The sequence below is a fragment of the Streptomyces uncialis genome (genome assembly GCF_036250755.1).
Lineage (GTDB): Bacteria > Actinomycetota > Actinomycetes > Streptomycetales > Streptomycetaceae > Streptomyces > Streptomyces uncialis.
Genome location: NZ_CP109583.1, coordinates 8873446 through 8891923, shown reverse-complemented (window position 1 = coordinate 8891923; position 18478 = coordinate 8873446). Strand labels below are relative to the sequence as shown.

Here is an 18478-nt window from a genome sequence, read left to right as displayed (position 1 = left end):
ACGCCGACGGCCGGGCAGCGGCGGGATGTCTACGCCTGCGGATACTCCTGGCAGGCGGACCGGATCTCCCGCAGAAGTGCCGGATAGTCCTCGCCGTAGGTGACCACGGCCGCGAACACCGAATCGAGGGCGGCCCGGAGCGGGTCGGACCCGGCGGCACCGAACAGGGCGGGGACGGCCATGTGCGGCTGGGACATGTGGGGCGGCCGGACGGGCCGGCCGACCGTGGTCAGCGCGTACACCGTCGCTCCGGTGGGCGACGGGTAGTCCGAATGCGCCACCATCGCCGCGGGGCCCACGAGATGCACCACCGGCGAGGGCTGTGGAACCGGGGCGTCCACGCCGTCCCGGGCGGGTGGCTCGAAGGGAGGCCGCTCGGGCGGGACGGCCTCGGCCACGGTCCTGTCGGGGAAGCGCGGGTCGGACTCCAGGGCCCGCCACGCACGGTCCGGGTCGTTGAAGGGCGGCGGCAGTGGACGCCCTTCGGCGAGGTCCGTGAGTGCGGCGGCGACCGGGTCCAGCGCGGTCAGTCCGGCCGCTTCGCACGCGCGGCGCGCCGCCAGCACTGCCACCTGACGCTGGGTTGCGGAGCCCGCGGCGTCGAGAGCGTGGACAAGGGCCGGGTCGAAGCGGAGCAGACCGCGCACATTGCCGCCGACGGCGCTGAGCGCCGGGCTCGGCAACTTCCCTCCCCATTGCCACAGTTCGTAGGCGAACCTTTGCCGCCTCTCTGCTTCTGCTTCCGCGAGCCGGGCGAGGCGCGCGGCTTCGGCACGTTCGGCCGGGGTCGGCGGGGGCGGCTGCTCCTGGGCGTAGTCGTGCCAGTAGGCGGCGACCTCCGAGGTCTGCTTCAGGACGCGGTCCGGACCGGGCGGTGCCGGCCAGAACTGCAACAGATAGCGGTCCAGTTCGGCCTCCTCGGGGAACCGGGTGTCGTGCTGCTTCCCCTCGTCCATGCCTGCGGCGCAGTACCGGACCCGGTGGTCGATCTCGTCCAGGCCCAGGTCCCACGAACCCCCGCCTCCCCACTCCACGAGTGCGGTGCTGGTGGAGGCGGGCCGGAAGGAGACCTCCACGATCTCCTCCCACCCGTCGTCCAGCGGCGGGGCCTGGTCGTGCACCTCCACGGTGAAGATGACACTGCCGGTGTGCAGGCCGGTGATCAGCCACAGCAGACCGGGGGTCGCCGCCCCGCACAACCCGTTGCGCTGTCCGCCGAGCGCTTCCGCGAGTTCCGGGAAAACGCCGTCCGGATCGCTCTCGACATAGATCTGACTGTAGTGAACCTCAACATTGCCCTCGACCGGCCTGCGCACCACGACCCCCACTCGCTCCCGGGAACGGACCACGCCAAGCAGCTTAGGGACGACCACTGACATCGCCGGGTCGCCGGATCGCCAGGTCGATGGACCGACCCACCGCAGGACCGATGGGGGCATGAGCGCACGGGCCACTCGCCGTGCCGGTGCCGGTGCCGGTGCCGGTGCCGGTGCCGGTTGGGTGGACGGGGTCCGCCGGGGGCGGGTTGAACGGGCACGTGGGCGGACGCGGTGGCTCAGCGTCAGCCGCTCGCGCAACGGCGGCCGAAGGCGCGGCTCACCAGGTGCACCCGGCTCGCAGGTCGTGGATGCTGTCGGCGAGTTCGGCCGGGTGGGACGGCCAGCCCGTCGTGTGCCAGTGGGTGATCCGCCAGGCGAGCCGCCGCGGCCAGACGGGGGTGACGGGCAGTTGGCGGACCGGGATCCACACGGGGGCGCCGCCGTGGTTGTCGAGTGTTTCGCGGGCGCCGAGCTCTCCTTCGGCTTCCAGGAGGAAGTAGTGCTCGCGGCGTCGGTCCTTCCAGACCCGGGCCACTTCCCGGACCACGTCCCCGCTCAGGCCGGACTCCTCCCGCAGTTCGCGGACCACCGCGCGGTGCAAGGGTTCACCGTCCTCGACCCCGCCGCCGGGTATCTCGTAGAACGGCTGTCCGTCCTCCTCGAAGCCGATGAGCAGGATGTGCTCGTCGCGGATCACCACCGCACCGGCCCGGACCCGCACCGGTTCATCGACCGCCGGGTCGACCCAGGGAACCGGCCGTCGCACCGGACCGCGTGTCGTCCAGTCCCTCAGGACCTTCTCGGCGGTGCCTACCGGCCGGATACGTGCGTGGCGTGCCTCGGCCAGGGTCAGCGAGCGCCAGGTGCCGTCCGGCGCCTGGTCGTGGCGGGGGAAGCGGTACGTCCCGGCCTCGTCCGGGTCCTTCGCGAGGACGAGGCCGGTGCCGTCGAACAGGGGGTTGACCGTGAGGGGGACGTCAGCCATCCGGGAAGGTTAGCGGCCTGGTGCGCGAGCTTCGGCGAGCGGGTGCGGCGGCGTGGAATGCGCCCCGCCCGCTGTCCCGCCGCCTCGCTGTCCCGCTGTCCCGCTGTCCCGCTGTCCCGCCCCGGGTCGTACACCGTCGGCGTGCGTCCGGGGCGGGCATGGGTCGGATCAGGTCACGTCAGGCCAGGTCAGGACGACCGGCCGTCAGGGGTTGCAGGAGCAGGGAGAGGACGCGGTGACGCGGACATCGTCGATGACGGGTCCGTACGCACCGGGAAGGGTGCTGGCGAACCCGAGGGTCGTCGTCGGCGCGTTGGCCACGAACGTGACCTGCCGTTGCACATAGCCCATGGCGGCGCGCGTCTTCCCGGTGGAGTCGAAGGAGAAGTCCTGGAAGTTCTGCCCGTCGACCAGGACCTTGCCGGTCTTCACCGCGGCACCGCCCTCCGGGTTCGCCGCCAGCGCGTAGGTGACCGTGTACGTACGTCCCACCACGGTGGTGAAGGTCTGTGCGACCGCGCCCGGCTGGGTGGCGTTGAGGTCGACGGACTGGTCGCCCTCGGCGGCCTGCCAGAACCCGGCGCCGATCAGGTCCACCCCGCCGGCGCTCACCTTCCACGGCCCGATCGACTGCCCGGCGGTGACGGTCGTGAACGAGTTCGCCGGCGCGGTGGGGTACTCGAAGCTGCCGTCGTCGAACCGGCTCACGGCCACCGCCGACGGAGCGGCCGATGCCATCCCCGGACCGGTCGCGAGAAGTCCTGCCGCGGCGACGGCGACGACCAAGTAGCGTGCGACTGCCATGTCTGCCTCCTGAAGTAGGGGGTTCCGTGTCCAGCGGCATCAGCATTCCGGCAGGCCGGAAGGGATGAGAAGGCTTGCGCCCCGGCGCGCGGGGGTGCCGGGCAAGGGCGCGTGGTCCGCGGGCGCACCACCGCACTCCAACAAGCTGATTGGGGCGGCACGGGTGACCCACGGAGGCATCGCGGAGCCTCCCGCACATGGTTCGGGAGCGCCCCGGGGCGGGCGACCCCGAGCGAGGTACCGGTGTCCGGCGTGTACGTGAAGGCGCGCGCCCCTTGCCCCGGATCACCCGATCCGCCCAGGGTCCGCCCGGCCCCGCACACCGACAGCACGTGGTCCTGAGGCAGCCGTCGCGGACCGGTCCTAGAAGGCCAGTCCGGCGAGCCAGTCCTTCCAGGACCGCTCGATCCGCACGTCGGCCGCGCCGGCGTCGAAGACGTGGTGGCCCAGCACGATCACGTTGCCGCGGTCCGGTCCGGAGTGGATGAAGCGGTAGAGCCCGTCGGCGGTGCGTACGCCCAGGAAGGCCGGTGCGGCCAGGTAGTCGACGACGCCCTCGACCGGCGCGCCGCCCGGGACGGCCAGCCGGACCGCGTCGCCCTCGGTGAGGCGGTCGGGCAGGCCGAGCGCCTCCTTGAGGACCGCCCAGGCCCGTTCGGGTGCGGCGGCTCCCGGGCGGAAGGCGCCCACGGGTGCCGCGGTCCGGCCGGGGAAGTGGGTGAGGTAGGCGGCCAGGGTGTGGAGGTACATGTCCCATCCGACGGCCATGGCCTCGTACTCCGTCTCCCAGTCGTCACCCAGCACACCGCTCTGCACGAGCCGCAGTACGGTGCTGCCCTGGTCACGGCCCTCGACCAGGAACTCCATGGCCATGAACGAACCGTCGTCGGCCTCGGCCGAGCGGTGCGCGAAGCGCAGGGGCGGCTGCCACGCGGTGACGGTGGACTCCTGGACATGACCGCCCAGGTCCATACCGTTTCGGCCGCCCTCGCCCGGCGTCACCTCGTTGCGGCCCATGAACCAGGAGTCGATTCCCGGGCCGGTCGCGATCGCGTCCCAGACCTCTTCGGATGTCGCGTCCAGGGTGATCTCTTTGCGCAGCTCGAAGGGGTGCGGCATCGGGGGATCTCTCGTTCTTCGTCGGGAGCGTGGTCGCGTGCCGCGCGGGTGGCGGAGGCCACGCCCAGGCACTCCCGGGCGGTGCGCGGTTCCGGGCGGTGCGGCGCGGTGGCGGTCAGCGTGTGGCGGGGTTGTAGGTCAGGTGCAGCACTCCGTTGCCGAAGGCGCGGCTCCCGGCGAGTTTCAGTGACGACTTCGGTGCGCCCTCGGGGAAGAGCCGGGGGCCGGTGCCGAGCGTGACGGGGTAGACGATCAGGTGGAGTTCGTCGACCAGGCCGTCGGCGAGCAGCGCGCGGACCAGGGTGCCGCTGCCGCTGACGTAGATCCCTCCGTCGATGCTGTCCTTCAACCGGCGGATGGCGTCGGCGTCGTACCCGCCGAGGACGGTCGAGTTCTTCCAGTCGGCGTGTTCCAGGGTGGAGGAGACGACGTACTTGGGGGTCTCGTTCATGAACGGGGCGCCGGGGTCGTCCTCCACGGAACGGGTGGCCCAGGCGGGGGCGAACTCCTCGTAGGTGGTGCGGCCGAGGAGGATCGCGTCGCACGACTCCACGAAGCCGCCGATGGACTCGCCCATCTCGGGGGTGAACCCGTACTCCATCGTCCAGGTCGGCGCGCCGATCACTCCGTCGAGGGTGATGAACTCATGAACCTTGATCGTTCCCATCGTGCGCTCCTTCGGTGGTCGTCGCGGCCGTGGAGGTTCTCCGCGGCCGGTCGTGCTGGTGATGTCCGTCCCTGGGGGACGGGGCAAGCTCTCGCCGGACCGGTTCCGGTTCCTGACCGGTCCGGGTTCCGCTTCCGGACCGAACCGGTTCGGGTCGCGGACCGGATCAGGTTCCGGATCGGGCCGGGTGCGCGGGGCTGTTCGCCGCGCGTACGGCGTGGCGGTCGGGGCGGCTGCCACTGTGGGCGCCGTGTCAGGAATCCTCGGCGCTGGTGCCGTCCACCGGCGGAGCGACACTCGGGTGGAGGGCGACCACCACACGGTGGTCACGTCCGGCCTCGGCGCTCTCGGTGTGGTACTTGGCGACCAGGGCGGTGACCGCACCGGCCAGTTCCTCGGCGAACGCGGCACGGTCGGCCGCCGAGGCGAAGCGCACCCGTCCGTCCATCGCGAATGTCGCCAGGCGCTTGCGGGCCTTGGTCGCGCCGGTGATCAGCGCCCCGACGTCGCCCACGAGCTGGGCGGCGACGGCGAGCAGCCAGCGTGCGGACAGCTGGTCGGTGAAGCGCGCGGGGTCGGGCCGCACCCCTTCCGCGACCACTGGGGAGATCACGAAGGACTCGGCGGTGGCCCGCATGACGCGCTCGGTGACATTGCCCTTGCGCCGCTCCTCGACCAGCTCGATCAGGCCGTGCCGCTCAAGCGCCTTGAGGTGGTAGTTGACCTTCTGCCGGGCCAGCCCGACCCGGGCCGCCAGCATCGACGCCGATGCGGGCCCGGCCGCCAGCGCGGCCAGCAGTCCGGCCCGCATGGGGTCGAGCGACGCCTCGGCCGCTGCCGCATCCTCGATCACCGCTACTTCGAACATGTCCCCACTTTCACACCGAACTTTAATACTGTCAAGACAAATTAATTTGTCGGTGAGTCGGACGGGAGGATTCGCACGAAGGCTTCGGACAGGAGGGCTTCGGACAGGAGGGACGGACGACTGTCGTGACGGCGGGCCCGGCCCGGGTTCGGCCGACCCACGCCGGAGTCGAGGCAGGTCCGGGCAGACGCCCGGGGAGGCAGGGGCGTCCGGAGCGGGCCCGGGCAGCGACCGGTCGAAGAGCCCGCCGTGGGGCCGGAGGTCGCGCAGGCGGGAGCCGTTCTCAGGCCGCGGTCAAGTCCAGACCGAGGTGACGGCGGAGTTCGTCATGACCCTGTTCGGTGAGGGCCACGGCGCGCGTGGTGCCGACGCGGGTGATCCATCCGGTGTCGAACGCGTGGCGGCACAGGGCGGCGCCGACAGCACCCGCGAGGTGGGGGCGGCGTTCGGTGAAGTCCAGACAGGTGCGGACGGCGGGGCGGCGGGTGGGGGCGAGGGCGATCCCGAGGCCGGTGAGCCAGTCACGGCCCCGGGACGTGAGGGCTAGCCCATGACGGTCGTCGAGGAAACCGCGCTCGGTGAGGGCGTCGGTGACGGCCACACCGAGCATGCCCGCCAGGTGGTCGTAACAGGTACGGCCCCGGGCGAGGATACGGGAACGCCGGGCCGTGTTCAGCGAGCGGTGCGGCTCCCGGTCCCCCGGTGCGAGGGCCGCGAGGGATTCGACGAGCTCCGCGGCCTTCGGACCGGCCAGTCCGACGTAGCGGTGGCGGCCCTGGCGGTGCTCGGCCAGCAGCCCGGCGGTCACGAGCAGATTGAGGTGCCCGGTGGCCGTCGATGCCGCGACGCCCGCGTGACGCGCCAGCTCACCGGCGGTCCAGGCCCGTCCGTCGAGCAGAGCCAGACAGAACACCGCTCGGGTCGGGTCGGCGAGGAGAGCGGCCACGGCGGCCACCCCCTGTCCGGTCTCACGTGTGTCCATCCGTCCATCTTCCGCCGCTGTCGGTTCGGCGGGTACCGAACCGTGCACCGCCTACGGTCCTGGCCATGGAAACGAAGACGATCAACCCGAGCATCCTCTACTTCGGCACCCCCGTCGTGCTTGTCACGACCGAGAACGAGGACGGCTCGCCGAACCTCGCACCCATCTCCTCGGCCTGGGCCCTGGGCCAGGTGATCGTGCTGGGACTGGGACCGGACGGGCAGACCGCTCACAATCTGCTCGCGGGCCGACGGGAACTGGTCCTGAGCCTGCCCGGCCCGGAGCTGTGGCGGCAGGTCGAGCGGCTGGGCGGGCTCACCGGCCGTGGACCGCGGCCGGGCGATCCCCGCGGTCCGGTCGTGCACGAGCCCGCCAAGTTCGCCGCGTCCGGTCTCACCGCGGTGCCGTCCGAACTCATCGCGCCGCCGCGCGTCGCCCAGTGCCCGCTCCAGTTCGAGACGGTCGCGGCGGACGTGCGCCCCGACAGCGGCAAGGAGTTCCTGATCGTCGAGACCCGTGTGCTGCGGGTCCACGCGGCACCGGACATCACCGTCCCCGCCACCCATCACATCGACCCCGCGCGCTGGAGCCCGCTCGTGTACAACTTCCGTCACTACTTCGGGCTCGGCCATGAACTCGGGCACAGCGCCCGGTCGCAGACCGCGCGGGCGGCCCGATGACGGGGCCGGGTACGGGTACGGCCGCAGGGGCGGGTACGGCCGCACTCCCCCTCAGCCACGCAGCTCCGCGAGCCTGGCCACGGCGTCGCGCACCGCCCCCCGCTCCTCCTCGGTCAGCTCCGCGAGGGCGGCGGGGTCGGCGAGGTCCGCGGCCGCCACCGAGGCGGCCCGGTCCAGCATGGAGCGGGCCGTTCCGTCGTCGCCGAGCCGTTGCGCGAGATCGCCGCGGAGAACCAGCAGCCGCAGCGACTGCGCGGGTGTGGGCCGCTTGCCGGTCTGCGCGAGTGCCCGGTCGACGATCCGCACCGCTCCGGGCAGGTCCTCCTTGGAGTCCACGAAGAGATCGGCCAGATGCAGCGCGCGGGCGAAGGTCTCCGCGGGCAGGGGGCGGTGACTGCCGTCGTCGCTGATCGGCTGGCCGATCCGGATGGAGTTGCCCGTGGGGTCGGTCATCAGGAACTGCCGCACCCCGTAGGACATGTCCTTCAGCGGCCCGATGCGCGGCAGCCCGCGGGCGGGAATCCTTCCGTACGCGCTCTTGAGGCCGCTGCGAAACGCCTCGTACAGGCCCTCCACGTCGTCGGTGAGGATGTAGCAACCGGAGTACGAGGCGGCGGGGTCGTACTCCTTCATGCCGAGGAACTGGAGCTCCACGGCGCCCCGTTCGACCACCACGTACGCGTAGGGGCTCTTCTGGTGGAACGTCGTCCCGAACCCCAGCGCGGTGTAGAAGTCGAGCAGCGGCTCGATCAGCTCCGACCGGCAGGGCAGGAGGGGAATCGTCTTCTCAGCCATGGCGGCAGAGTAGTCAAAGTTGACCACTCTAGTCAAAGTTGATGAGCGTGCTGGAGTGCGTGCGGGAACCGGGTGCACGGGATGGCACCCTTTGTCCGCGCCCGCCCGCCCCTCGCGAGGTGGGCGGGCGGGCGCGGACGAGGAGCCGGTCAGCCGGTGTAGGCGGCAGCGATACGGGAGAACTCGTAGGGCGACTGGGGGATGTTGGTGCACAGGGAGAGATGACCCCCGGTGCAGGCGTTGCGGTCGCGGGTGACGTCCCAGTAGGAGATCATGCCGAGTCCGCGGCTGCGCGCGAAGGCGACGAGCTGACGGGTGTCGGCCTGGTCGTAGATCTGGTGGTCGTCGTTCTCCCCGAGCATGGGGGTGACACCGAGCATGCCCCAGAGCCGGGCGTCGTCACCGGCCGGGTAGAGCGACCTCAGCTGGGCGACGGTGGCCTCGGCGGCACTCAGGGCGGCGTCTCCGTAGTCGATGACCATGAAGTAGTCCATCGTCATGATGTTGACGATGTCCAGCTCGACGCCCGCGTCCCGGGCGGAGGCCACCACGGAGAGTCCGGTGGCCGTCAGCCCGCTGGGGGTGACCGGCAGGGTGAGCGAGATCCGCAGGCCGGGGTGGGCCTGTTGCAGCCGGGCGAGCGCGGCCGATCGGCGGGCGATGGATACCGGGTCGGCGGTGGCGGAGCCCTCGATGTCGAAGTCGACGTACTTGAGGTCGTACTGGGTGACCACGGCGTCGTACTCGGCGAACAGCGCGTCCACCGAGTCGCAGGTCTGGGCCAGCTCCCTGCCGCCCGCTCCGCCGAAGGACACCTTCACCTCGCCCCCGGCCGCCCGCAGCGCGGCGATGTCCGCACCGGCCCAGCCGGTGCGCGGATCGAAGTGGTTGAACCACATCGCCTTGCAGGTGGTGGCGGTGATGAAGCCGAGACTGAAGTTCTTGAGCCCGCTCTCCGAGGCCAGGGTGGGCAGACTCGGGGTGGGCCAGGCGCCCATGTCGACGTAGGGCGCGGTGGGCATGGTCCGGGGACGGGGACGGGGATCGCCCGTCCGGCCCGTGACCGCGGGGCTGTACGCGGAGGTGTTGCCTGCGGCGTCCTTCGCGCGGACGCGGAGCAGGTAGCCGGTGGCGGGGCTGAGACCGGTGACCCGGTAGGACGTGGCACCGACGACGGTGACGGGGGCTGCCCCGTCGAGGGATATCTCGTAGGTCAGGGGCGTGCTCCGGTCGTCGGTGGACGCCGTCCAGCCGATCTGGAGCGCGGTTTCCTCGACCGAGGTGACGGTGACGCCCGTCGGCACCGAGGGCGGTGTGGTGTCGGAGCCGTCGTCGCAGGGTCCGCCGTTGTTGAGGACGCAGTGCGCGGGGACTCCGTGGCCGTTGGCCACCCAGCCGAACGTAACGGAAGCGCCGGGTGCCAATGTGCCGTTGTAGCCCGCGTCGCCGAAGACATGACGGGACCCGTCACGGGTGAGACGGGCGTCCCACTGGGTACTGACCGTGGTGTTCGCCGGAAGGGTGAACGCGACGCTCCAGCCGTCCAGTCGGGTGCGGCTGCCGTTCTTGATGGTGTAGCCGCCCTGGTAACCGCTCTCCCAGGACGAGGTCTTGCGGAACTCCGCGGTCACCTGGGCGAGCGGACTGCTCGCGGTGGCGGGTGGGGCGAGCAGCAGGGTGAGGAACCCGAGAACGATGGCGATCAGCGACGCCGGTGGTCTTCGCATTGCTGCCTCCCAGGCAGGGAACGAGCGCGATTCGAGCGGGCCGGTACGGCAGCCTGGTCTATACCAAAGCCGCCCGCCTTGACTATCGGCCGCACGACGCCACGTCAAGGTGCCCAGGCCCCCCGAACGCGTCGGCGGCGTGCGTGACGGCACGCACGCCGCTGGTGCCGGCTCCCCCAGAGGTATCGAAGCCACGCGGGTATTCCAACGCCCCGTCATGCAGGCGCTGTTCGATCGCGCGGCGTGCCAAGCCAGGCCCGTGCTCCGGTACGGGCCTGGTCCCGCACCCAGGGCCGTACGAGCCGAAGGACCGGCCGGGCCCGTGCGATCCCGCTGCCGGGGTCGAACGGGCCCGGTTGGAGGCTCAGCTATCCGGGAAGCGGGTTGTTCCGGTCCACCAGGTGCCGGGGGCCTCGGGGTCACGGCTCGTCCAGAATTCGATGAGGCCGCCTATGAACTCCTCCCGGGAGAGGGTCCCGTCACCATCCCGGTCGAGGTGACGAAACGCCTCGGCGGCGGCCTCCCGCGTCAGGGTGGGGAAGTGGCCGTGCTGGAAAGCGAAGAACTCCTCCCCGTCCACCCTCCCGTCGCCGTCGGTGTCGGCGACCGCCAGGAACGCCTCCGCGAGGGCGCCGAGCGTCGCACGGGCCGCCGCGGGATCGTCCGCCAGCGACCGGGTGGACACGATGAACTCCGCCCGGGTCACCGCGTCCGCCCCCGGCGGCAGATGAGGCAGATGCAGGTCGCGCCAGATCGCCAGGTAGGCGGCGACCACTTGCTGCTCGGCTGGTGAACCCCCCGCGTGTCCGAGGGAGGCGGCGACCGACCGCCCCATCAGAACGTGGTCGTGTTCCGTGAGGCGGCCGTCACCGTCCCGGTCGAGATGGTCGAAACCGTGGCCGATCTTACGGATGAGCAACTCGTCCGCCATGGAGTGCCTTTCGGTCGGAGGTACGGGGATCTCTCCTCCTCGGCATCCTCTCCCTCTTGGAGGGCGAAGATTCCGCCTACCGCGCTGTTGAGGCTGCGGTGTCGTGCGGGTTCGAGATCGAGGGGCACCGGAGGGCAGACCGGCGCCAAGCCCTGGCGATGCCCGGGAAGGCCGCAACCGGACACCGCCGAGCGGGAATGACCGGGTGGCCCGGCTACGGGGTCGGGGGACGGCTACTTCTTGCGGGCGAGGGTGAGTCCGTCGGCGATATGGATCATGGTGGCTTCGACGCGGTCGTCGGTGCGGACGCGTTCGTTGAGCTGCCGGACCGCCTGGGTGGTCCCGGCGGTGTCGTCGGGGTCGATGACGCGACCGTGATAGAGGACGTTGTCGACCAGGATCACTCCGCCGGGCCGGACGCGGGGCACCACCTGTTCCCAGTACGCGGTGTAGTTCTCGTAGTCGGCGTCGATGAAGACCAGGTCGTAGGCCGGCTCGTCGGGCAGGGACTTGAGGGTGTCCAAGGCCGGGCCGAGACGGAGTTCGATGCGGTCCTGGACTCCGGCGGCCCGCCAGTGGCGGCGGGCGATCCGGGTCCACTCCTCGCTGATGTCCAGACAGGTCAGACGGCCGTCCTCACCGAGTCCGCGGGCGATGGCCAAGGCGGAGTAGCCGGTGAAGGTTCCGATCTCCAGGGCGGTGCGGGCTCCGGTCAGCTTGGCCAAAAGGGTCAGGAAGGCGCCTTCGTCGGGCGAGATCTGGAGTCGGGCCTCGTGTCCGAGAGCGGCGGTCTCGGCGATCAGCCGGGATTGCACAGCGTCGGGCGGGCTCCCGTTGGCGCACAGGTAGTCGAACAGTTCGTCCGACAAAGGCGTGGGCGTTCGAGTCATGGTCAACGACCCTATCGGTGCGCCGAGTTGGGGCGTGGAACTATCCCGAGGGCCAGGCCGACGCCCCCACAAGGCGTCCGGCCGCCGGGCGGGAGCGCACTCGCGGCCGAACGACGCGAGCGGGCCCGTATCCGCACTGAGAAGGGTGTTCGCCGGGCAGGGCGTCGCGCCACGATCGCGGCCTGAACGACTGATGGATCACCGCGGAGGCAAAACGCAACGGCAAGGAGGTCTCTCCTTGCCGTGCTCAAGGTATAGCGCACCGGGGGGCTTGCGGCAAGGCCCCCGTCATGGCGCAGAATCCTCAGCCGAGGCCACGACCTGCGGGAACGGCGGGACGAAGTGCCTGTGCCGCTGTCGACGTACGGGGACGCGGGGCGTCGGGCCAACGCTGGAACCGGCAGCGCGGTCATCGGCGCTCGGTGCGGGGTGTGCGTGCCACTCGGCCGGGCGGAGGGACCGGCCGAACCGTCGGAGGGAAGACAACCAAGGGATGAGGACGTGCGCGACAAGAGGTTCGGCAGAGCTGGCGGCGCCGGTCATTCGACCGGCCGGCGCAATGCGACAGGACACGACTGTTCCGGAGGTACCGCGATGATCGAGCAGTACGTGTTGGATCTTCAAGAGGTCGACGAGACGCAGGTCGCGGTCGTCGGAGGCAAGGGCGCGCACCTGGGTGGGCTGTCCAGGATCGAAGGCATCCGCGTGCCGGGTGGCTTCTGCGTGACGACGGACGCCTTTCGGCGGATCATGGCGGAAGCGCCGTCCATCGATGGTCAACTCGATCGGCTGTCGCGCCTGGACCCGGATGACCGGGAGGCGATCCGTACGCTCAGCGCGCGGATCCGCCGGACCATCGAGGGGATCGCCCTCCCGGACGATCTCGCGGCGGCGATCACCCGGGCGCTCGCACGGCTCGGCGAGGAGTCCGGCTACGCCGTCCGGTCCAGCGCGACGGCGGAGGACCTGCCGACAGCGTCCCTCGCCGGGCAGCAGGACACGTATCTGAACGTCGTGGGGCCCGCGGCGGTCCTTCAGCACATCAGCCGGTGCTGGGCCTCGCTGTTCACCGAGCGGGCCGTGACCTACCGCCGGCGGAACGGCATCGACCACCGTACGGTCCGCATGGCCGTGGTGGTGCAGCGGATGGTCCTCCCGCATGCGGCGGGCATCCTGTTCACGGCGGACCCCCTCACGGGCAACCGGAAGGTCGCCACCGTGGACGCCGGCTTCGGCCTCGGTGAGGCCCTGGTCTCCGGCCTGGTGAACCCTGACGTGTTCAAGGTGCGCGACGGCGAGATCGTCGCCAAAGCGGTCGCCGCCAAACAGCGCGCTGTTCACGCCAGGCCGACCGGTGGTACGGAGGAAGTGGCGATCGACCCGCGGCGCCAGGGAGAGCCGACGCTGACGGATGCGCAGGTCGTACGGCTCGTGGAGCTCGGGCGGCGGATCGAGGCGCACTTCGGCCGCCCGCAGGACATCGAATGGTGTCTGCTGGACGATGACTTCCAGATGGTTCAGAGTCGGCCGATCACGACGCTTTTCCCTGCCCCCGAGACCGGCGACCAGGAGAATCACGTCTACGTCTCCGTCGGTCACGGGCAGATGATGACCGATCCCATGAAGCCCCTGGGGCTCTCCATGTGGCAGCTGACGGCCCTGGTGCCGATGCACACGGCCGGTGGAAGGCTGTTCGTCGACGTCACCCGGCGCCTGGCGTCACCAGCGAGCCGCGCCGGACTCCTGGACGCGCTGGGGAAGGACGATCTGCTGATCAGGGACGCGCTGGAGACCGTCCTGGACCGCGACGGCTTCGTCCCGTCGCTCCCGCACGCGGATCCCGGCAGGCCGCCTGCCGACGCGTCCGTCCCTGTCGAGACCGATCCGGCCATCGTCGCCGGGCTGATCGAGCGCAGCCAGGCGTCCATCGCCGCACTGGGGCGCGACATCCGGACCAAGAGCGGACCGGCGCTGTTCGACTTCCTGCTGGAGGCCTTCGAGGAGCACAAGCGGATCCTCGGTGATCCGCTGAACTTTCAGGCGATCATGGCGGGGATGGATGCCACGCGGTGGCTCAACGACAAGCTGCTGGAATGGCTGGGTGAGAAGAACGCGGCCGACGCCCTGACGCTGTCCGCCCCCGACAACGTCACGTCGGAGATGGGGCTGGCGCTGCTCGATGTCGCGGACGTGATCCGCCCGCATCCGGAGGTGGTGGCGTTGCTGGAGGGCGTCGAGGACGAGGGCTTCCTGGACGAGCTGGCGAAGCTCCCGGGCGGGGCCGAGGCGCGCGACGCGATCGAGAACTACCTGGACCGGTACGGCATGCGCTGCATCGGCGAGATCGACATCACGAGGCCGCGCTGGCGCGAGCGCCCCTCCACGCTCGTGCCCGCCATCCTGGACAATGTCAGGAACTTCGAGCCGGGTGCCGCCGAGCGGCGGTTCGAACACGGGCGGCGCGAGGCCCAGCAGAAGGAACAGGATCTGCTGTCGCGCTTGCGGGCCCTGCCGGACGGGGAACGGAAGGCCGACGAGGCCAAGCGGATGATCGACCGGGTCCGGACCTTCATCGGGTACCGGGAGTACCCGAAGTACGGCATCGTCAGCCGCTACTTCGTCTACAAGCAGGCCCTGCTGGCGGAGGCCGAGCGCCTGGTGCGGGCCGGTGTGCTTGCTGAGAAGGAGGACGTCTTCCACCTCACGTTCCAGGAGTTCCATGACGTCGTGCGCTCCAACCAGGTGGATGACCGGCTCATCCAAGAACGCAAGGACGCGTTCCGGTCGTACCACGCGCTCACACCGCCCCGGGTGCTCACCTCGGACGGCGAGGCCGTCGCCGGGGTCTACCGGCGCGACGACGTGCCGGCCGGTGCCCTGATCGGCGTACCGGTCTCCGCCGGGACCGTCGAGGGAAGGGCCCGCGTCGTCCTCGACCTGGCGAAGGCCGATCTCGCGGCGGGCGACATCCTGGTCACGGCGTGCACGGACCCCGGCTGGACCCCGCTGTTCGTCGGGATCGCGGGACTGGTGACGGAGGTGGGCGGCTTGATGACCCACGGCGCGGTGATCGCCCGGGAGTACGGCCTGCCCGCCGTCGTGGGCGTGGAGCGGGCCACCCGGCTGATCCGCGACGGGCAGCGTATCCGTGTGCACGGAACCGACGGGTACGTCGAGATCCTGCCCTGACCCACCGCACAGGCCAAGAGGGACATACGGATACACGGACATCGGGCGGCACTACCTGCGGTGGGTGACGTCGTCCACCACCGGCGGCCGGTTCCTCGACGCCGCGGAACGGGAGACTGTTCCCGGGACGATGGGTGTCTCGTCCGGTATGCCGTCCGTCGTACCGGTCAGCTGGGTGACGTCTCGACGGTCACCGCTACGGAGCGGGCCCGAAGCCGGGCGGCTATGAGTTCCATCTCGACGAGAGTGCCCACCAACCCGGAAGTTCTCAACTCCTGCGCTTTCGAACGCGCTTGTGCCGGAGACAGCTCGTGCACTTCTCGCAGCACGCGCAGGACGGTCACTCGGTTCGCTTCGGGTGCTGTCAGCCGGAGTCGGGCGGGGCCGTGTTCCGTCAGGAGTGCCTGGCGGATCTCCTCGGGAGTCGCGCCGCCGCTGTCCTGCTCGCACCAGGCGGCGGGGCAGTTCCGGCAGGTTTCCTCCGTGCCCCACCACAGCGTTCCTTGGTCGAGGAACTGGCCGGTGTCGCGTATCAGGATGCCGCCGCAGGCTTCGCATGGTGCCGTGGTCCTCACGCCCTGGGTGATCACCGCGCTCCTCGTCATCGGACCTGCCCGGATGCTGCCGTACCGGCTCGCCTTCGGCGACCGCATTGTGGCGAACGCATTGTCTCGTCGGCTGCCCGTTCTCGCTCCAGCGGCTGGTCAGGGCTCTGGCGGAGCAAAAAATCGGATGCGTATGGGCTGGTTCGCGCTCTTATACTCGTGCGAGCTCATGGAGGGAGGGGAAGACGGTGAAGCTTGCCGAGGCACTGGCAGAACGTGCGGAGGCGACGCGCCGCGTGGAACAGCTGCGGGCGCGCGTCGTCAGCAGTGCGCGTTACCAGGAAGGGGAGACACCCGCCGAGGACGCGGCTCGGCTGTTGGCTGAGGCCGGTGAGGTGTTGGACGCTCTGGAAACGTTGATCAGGCGGATCAACCGGACGAATGCGACGGTAGTGATGGGGGCTGACGGCACGCTCACCGACGCCCTCGCCCGCCGGGATGTCCTGCGGTTGCGGCACTCCGTGATCACCTCGGCGGCGGACGCGGCGGCGGGCAAGGGCGAGCGGGGACACGGCCGACAGCTCCGGTCCGAGCTGATGATGCTTTCCGCGCTGCCGGTCGCGAAACTGCGCGGACAGGCGGATGCGCTCGCCCGGGAGATCCGAGAGGTCGACGTGCGGATCCAGCGTACGAACTGGGAGGTCGATCTGCTGGACTGAACAGGCCGGCAGGCCGGGACGATGTGGAGCAGGTAGCAGCTTCGGAGGCGTGCACACACCCGAGGGCCGGCGGTTTTCCGGCCCACTCCTGGCGTGTGAAGAGCAACGCGGGGGTTCGATTCCCCAGTGACCGTGCAGCTCAGCACCGCGTACAGGTAACGGTGTACATCGCACAGCACATCACCAGGTGCAGATCCGGGGCGGCGAGGGCGGGTTCGGGGCTTTCCACATCGCGGCACCATGAAGAACGGGGATCCTCGGCGGCGAGACATCCGCGGATGCCGAAGCGCTGGAGAACGTTGGCCGCCGCCCTGCCGGGAAGTCGGCATCACGCCCCGCGGCGCGGCGAGCGCGACGAACGCCCGACCACGTCGGCCGGAGGTTCAGTGGCGGGAACCGGGTGCTGAACGCTCGTCGTCGTGGGGTCAGCGGGCGCCGAGGGCTTCGGCCAGGATCTTGGCCTGTGCTGTGGTGAGGCGGATCGCGATCGGGATGGTGCGGCCCGTCAAGCGCTCCGCGATGACGGGGTTGGCGAGCATCCGGTCGCCCATGACGATGGCGATCTGGTTGCGTGGCTCCGGCCGGCCCGCGACCTGACCGGTCAGATCGGAGAACCGTTCCGCGTCCTTGCTGTTGAACGTGATCTCGACGATCCAGTCCCTGCCTGATTCGGTGTCCTCGAAGGTGCGGACACCGTCCAGCTTCCTCACCTCCAGGCCGCCGGGCGTGGAGACGGTGGCGCACGCGCTGCGGTCGTCCGCGGTGTAGGACCGTGGCGGTTCGGTACCGGGAGAGACCATGGGTTGATCCGGGGAATCGGTGGAGCACACGCCTTTGACCTTGCTGTCCACGGCGTAGAAGCCCACCGGTTCGTCCGGCGCCGCCAGGGTCGGCCCGGCGGTTTCCTGCCAAGGGCGCCAGAGCAGCAGCGCCCCCACCATGACGACCGCCGCCGCCCCCGAACCGATGGCCCAGAGACGTCCTCGCTGGCCCCGTCCGCCGGGCGGCGCGTCCTCGTGCTGGGGCGGGGACGGCAGCACTGTGGTGCGCCGGGGCGCTCCTACCGGCCCGGTCGGCGCGTCCGGGTCCACCCGCCGCCGCGCGTCCTCCACCTCTCGCGACCGGCGCTCGCCATACCGTTCGATCTCGCTGGTCCAGGCCGGGTCCAGCCAATGCCTGCCGCCCTGGCCGGTCGGCCGACGCAGCAGTTGCCCCGCGCATTCCTCCAGGATCCGGGCAGGCGTCGGGCGGTGAGCGGGGTCGAGCGCGAGACACGGCAGGATCAGGGCGTGGAGTTCGGGCGCCAGCCCGGACACATCGAGGTCGCCGGTCGCCGCCCGTACCAGTTGTTCCATCGCCGGGCCGGAGCCGCCGTCCCGGTACGGGGCCCGGCCGACCGCGAGATGGAAGAGCGTGGCGCCCAGCGAGAAGACATCCGAGGCGGATGTGCTGGCCTGCCCCTGGGCCTGCTCGGGCGCGGCGAACGCGACCGTGCCCAGCGCGGCCTGCGTCCTCGTCATGTCGACGGCATGGGAGATCCCGAAGTCGATGACCCGGGGGCCGTCGATGGGGAGCAGAACGTTCGACGGCTTCACATCACGGTGCACCAGCCCCGCGGCATGGATACTCACCAGCGCCTCCGCGATACCCGCGGCAACCCAGTACAAGGCCTGCGGCCGGAGGGTTCCGCAACCGGCCACCAGGTCTCGCAAGGAAGGGGCCGCGATGTACTCGGTGGCCATCCACGGCATCGGCGCGTGCGCGTCCGCGGCGACCACACTCGCGGTGTAGACCCCCTGCACCCGCTGTGCGAGCGCCACCTCGCGGGCGAAGCGGCGCCGGTCCGCCTGGGCGACGACACCGCTCGCGTTGTCGGCCAGCAACGTCTTCACCGCGACCGTCCGACCGCCCGCCGTGGTCGCCAGATACACCCTCCCCATGCCGCCACTGGCCAACTCCCCGAGCACTGTGAACGGCCCGAATCGACGCTCCGGCTGCGCCTGCTTCACCCTGTCGCTGTGCATTTCCGCCCGCCCCGGTCCGCCCCGCCCAGCACGCCAACGGCCGTTACTTTAACGGCGATTGACCTGCCAAGGGGGCCACACTCCAGAGCCTCGGAGTCGCACCGACCACCGACGCACCTCCGCCTCCGCCGCCGAACTCGAACTCCCGGCACCGCCGCCGACAAGCCGATCATCACCGGCTGGGCCCCCGACCCCGCCAACTCCGCACCCGTCATCGTCCGTCAATGATCTTGA

The 18478-nt window shown here is 70.7% G+C and carries 16 protein-coding genes; 3 read left to right on the top strand and 13 right to left on the bottom strand.

The features are described from left to right. Nucleotides 1–29: 29 nt before the first annotated feature. The 7 genes from OG711_RS37135 to OG711_RS37105 all read right to left on the bottom strand — a co-directional run bounded on the left by OG711_RS37135 (nucleotide 30) and on the right by OG711_RS37105 (nucleotide 6744). The gene (locus OG711_RS37135) at nucleotides 30–1349 is read right to left on the bottom strand and encodes a hypothetical protein (protein ID WP_266511096.1); all 1320 of its coding nucleotides are present in this window, start codon (nucleotides 1347–1349) and stop codon (nucleotides 30–32) included. A 247-nt stretch (nucleotides 1350–1596) separates the two neighbouring features. Next, nucleotides 1597–2304, bottom strand: a complete 708-nt coding sequence (locus tag OG711_RS37130; RefSeq protein ID WP_329563268.1) for an NUDIX domain-containing protein — start codon at nucleotides 2302–2304, stop codon at nucleotides 1597–1599. Between the two features lie 204 nt (nucleotides 2305–2508). Beyond that, nucleotides 2509–3108, bottom strand: coding sequence for a choice-of-anchor C family protein (locus OG711_RS37125; RefSeq protein WP_073788204.1), 600 nt, complete (start codon nucleotides 3106–3108; stop codon nucleotides 2509–2511). 363 nt (nucleotides 3109–3471) lie between these two features. Then, complete coding sequence (locus OG711_RS37120; RefSeq protein ID WP_329563265.1) at nucleotides 3472–4227, bottom strand: SRPBCC family protein; 756 nt, start codon at nucleotides 4225–4227, stop codon at nucleotides 3472–3474. A gap of 115 nt (nucleotides 4228–4342) precedes the next feature. Next, on the bottom strand, nucleotides 4343–4894 hold the full coding sequence (locus OG711_RS37115) for a dihydrofolate reductase family protein (protein WP_329563263.1): 552 nt from the start codon (nucleotides 4892–4894) through the stop codon (nucleotides 4343–4345). Between the two features lie 253 nt (nucleotides 4895–5147). Beyond that, nucleotides 5148–5762 (bottom strand): winged helix-turn-helix domain-containing protein, encoded by a 615-nt coding sequence (locus OG711_RS37110; protein ID WP_266511110.1) that lies wholly within the window; start codon nucleotides 5760–5762, stop codon nucleotides 5148–5150. 283 nt (nucleotides 5763–6045) lie between these two features. Next, nucleotides 6046–6744, bottom strand: coding sequence for an ArsR/SmtB family transcription factor (locus tag OG711_RS37105; protein WP_329563262.1), 699 nt, complete (start codon nucleotides 6742–6744; stop codon nucleotides 6046–6048). Nucleotides 6745–6809: 65 nt separating this feature from the next. Between OG711_RS37105 and OG711_RS37100 the strand changes: the two genes are divergently transcribed. After that, nucleotides 6810–7424: a flavin reductase family protein gene (locus OG711_RS37100; protein WP_266511116.1), complete on the top strand. Its 615-nt coding sequence runs from the start codon at nucleotides 6810–6812 to the stop codon at nucleotides 7422–7424. Between the two features lie 51 nt (nucleotides 7425–7475). Here the strand turns inward: OG711_RS37100 and OG711_RS37095 are convergent, their stop codons facing one another. The 4 genes from OG711_RS37095 to OG711_RS37080 form a co-directional block, all read right to left on the bottom strand. Next, entirely contained in the window at nucleotides 7476–8219 is a 744-nt protein-coding gene (locus OG711_RS37095; protein ID WP_329563260.1) for a bleomycin resistance protein, read from the bottom strand. 149 nt (nucleotides 8220–8368) lie between these two features. Then, a complete protein-coding gene (locus OG711_RS37090) occupies nucleotides 8369–9946 on the bottom strand; it encodes a cellulose binding domain-containing protein (protein ID WP_329563257.1) in 1578 nt (525 codons plus the stop codon). A gap of 364 nt (nucleotides 9947–10310) precedes the next feature. Next, a complete protein-coding gene (locus tag OG711_RS37085; RefSeq protein WP_329563255.1) occupies nucleotides 10311–10877 on the bottom strand; it encodes an EF-hand domain-containing protein in 567 nt (188 codons plus the stop codon). A gap of 233 nt (nucleotides 10878–11110) precedes the next feature. Next, nucleotides 11111–11767 carry an O-methyltransferase gene (locus OG711_RS37080; protein ID WP_329563254.1) on the bottom strand — a complete coding sequence of 219 codons (657 nt, stop codon included), beginning with the start codon at nucleotides 11765–11767 and terminating at the stop codon, nucleotides 11111–11113. A gap of 594 nt (nucleotides 11768–12361) precedes the next feature. Here OG711_RS37080 and rph point away from each other — a divergent pair. Further along, on the top strand, nucleotides 12362–14956 hold the full coding sequence (gene rph, locus OG711_RS37075; protein WP_329563252.1) for a rifamycin-inactivating phosphotransferase: 2595 nt from the start codon (nucleotides 12362–12364) through the stop codon (nucleotides 14954–14956). Nucleotides 14957–15123: 167 nt separating this feature from the next. On the opposite strand, the gene OG711_RS37070 is transcribed toward rph, so the two are convergent. Next, nucleotides 15124–15546, bottom strand: a complete 423-nt coding sequence (locus OG711_RS37070) for a hypothetical protein (RefSeq protein ID WP_329563250.1) — start codon at nucleotides 15544–15546, stop codon at nucleotides 15124–15126. A gap of 203 nt (nucleotides 15547–15749) precedes the next feature. On the opposite strand from OG711_RS37070, the gene OG711_RS37065 reads away from it, so the two are divergent. Continuing rightward, nucleotides 15750–16220 (top strand): DIP1984 family protein, encoded by a 471-nt coding sequence (locus OG711_RS37065; protein ID WP_329563248.1) that lies wholly within the window; start codon nucleotides 15750–15752, stop codon nucleotides 16218–16220. A gap of 425 nt (nucleotides 16221–16645) precedes the next feature. On the opposite strand, the gene OG711_RS37060 is transcribed toward OG711_RS37065, so the two are convergent. Further along, entirely contained in the window at nucleotides 16646–18244 is a 1599-nt protein-coding gene (locus OG711_RS37060; RefSeq protein WP_329563246.1) for a serine/threonine-protein kinase, read from the bottom strand. Nucleotides 18245–18478 lie beyond the last annotated feature (234 nt).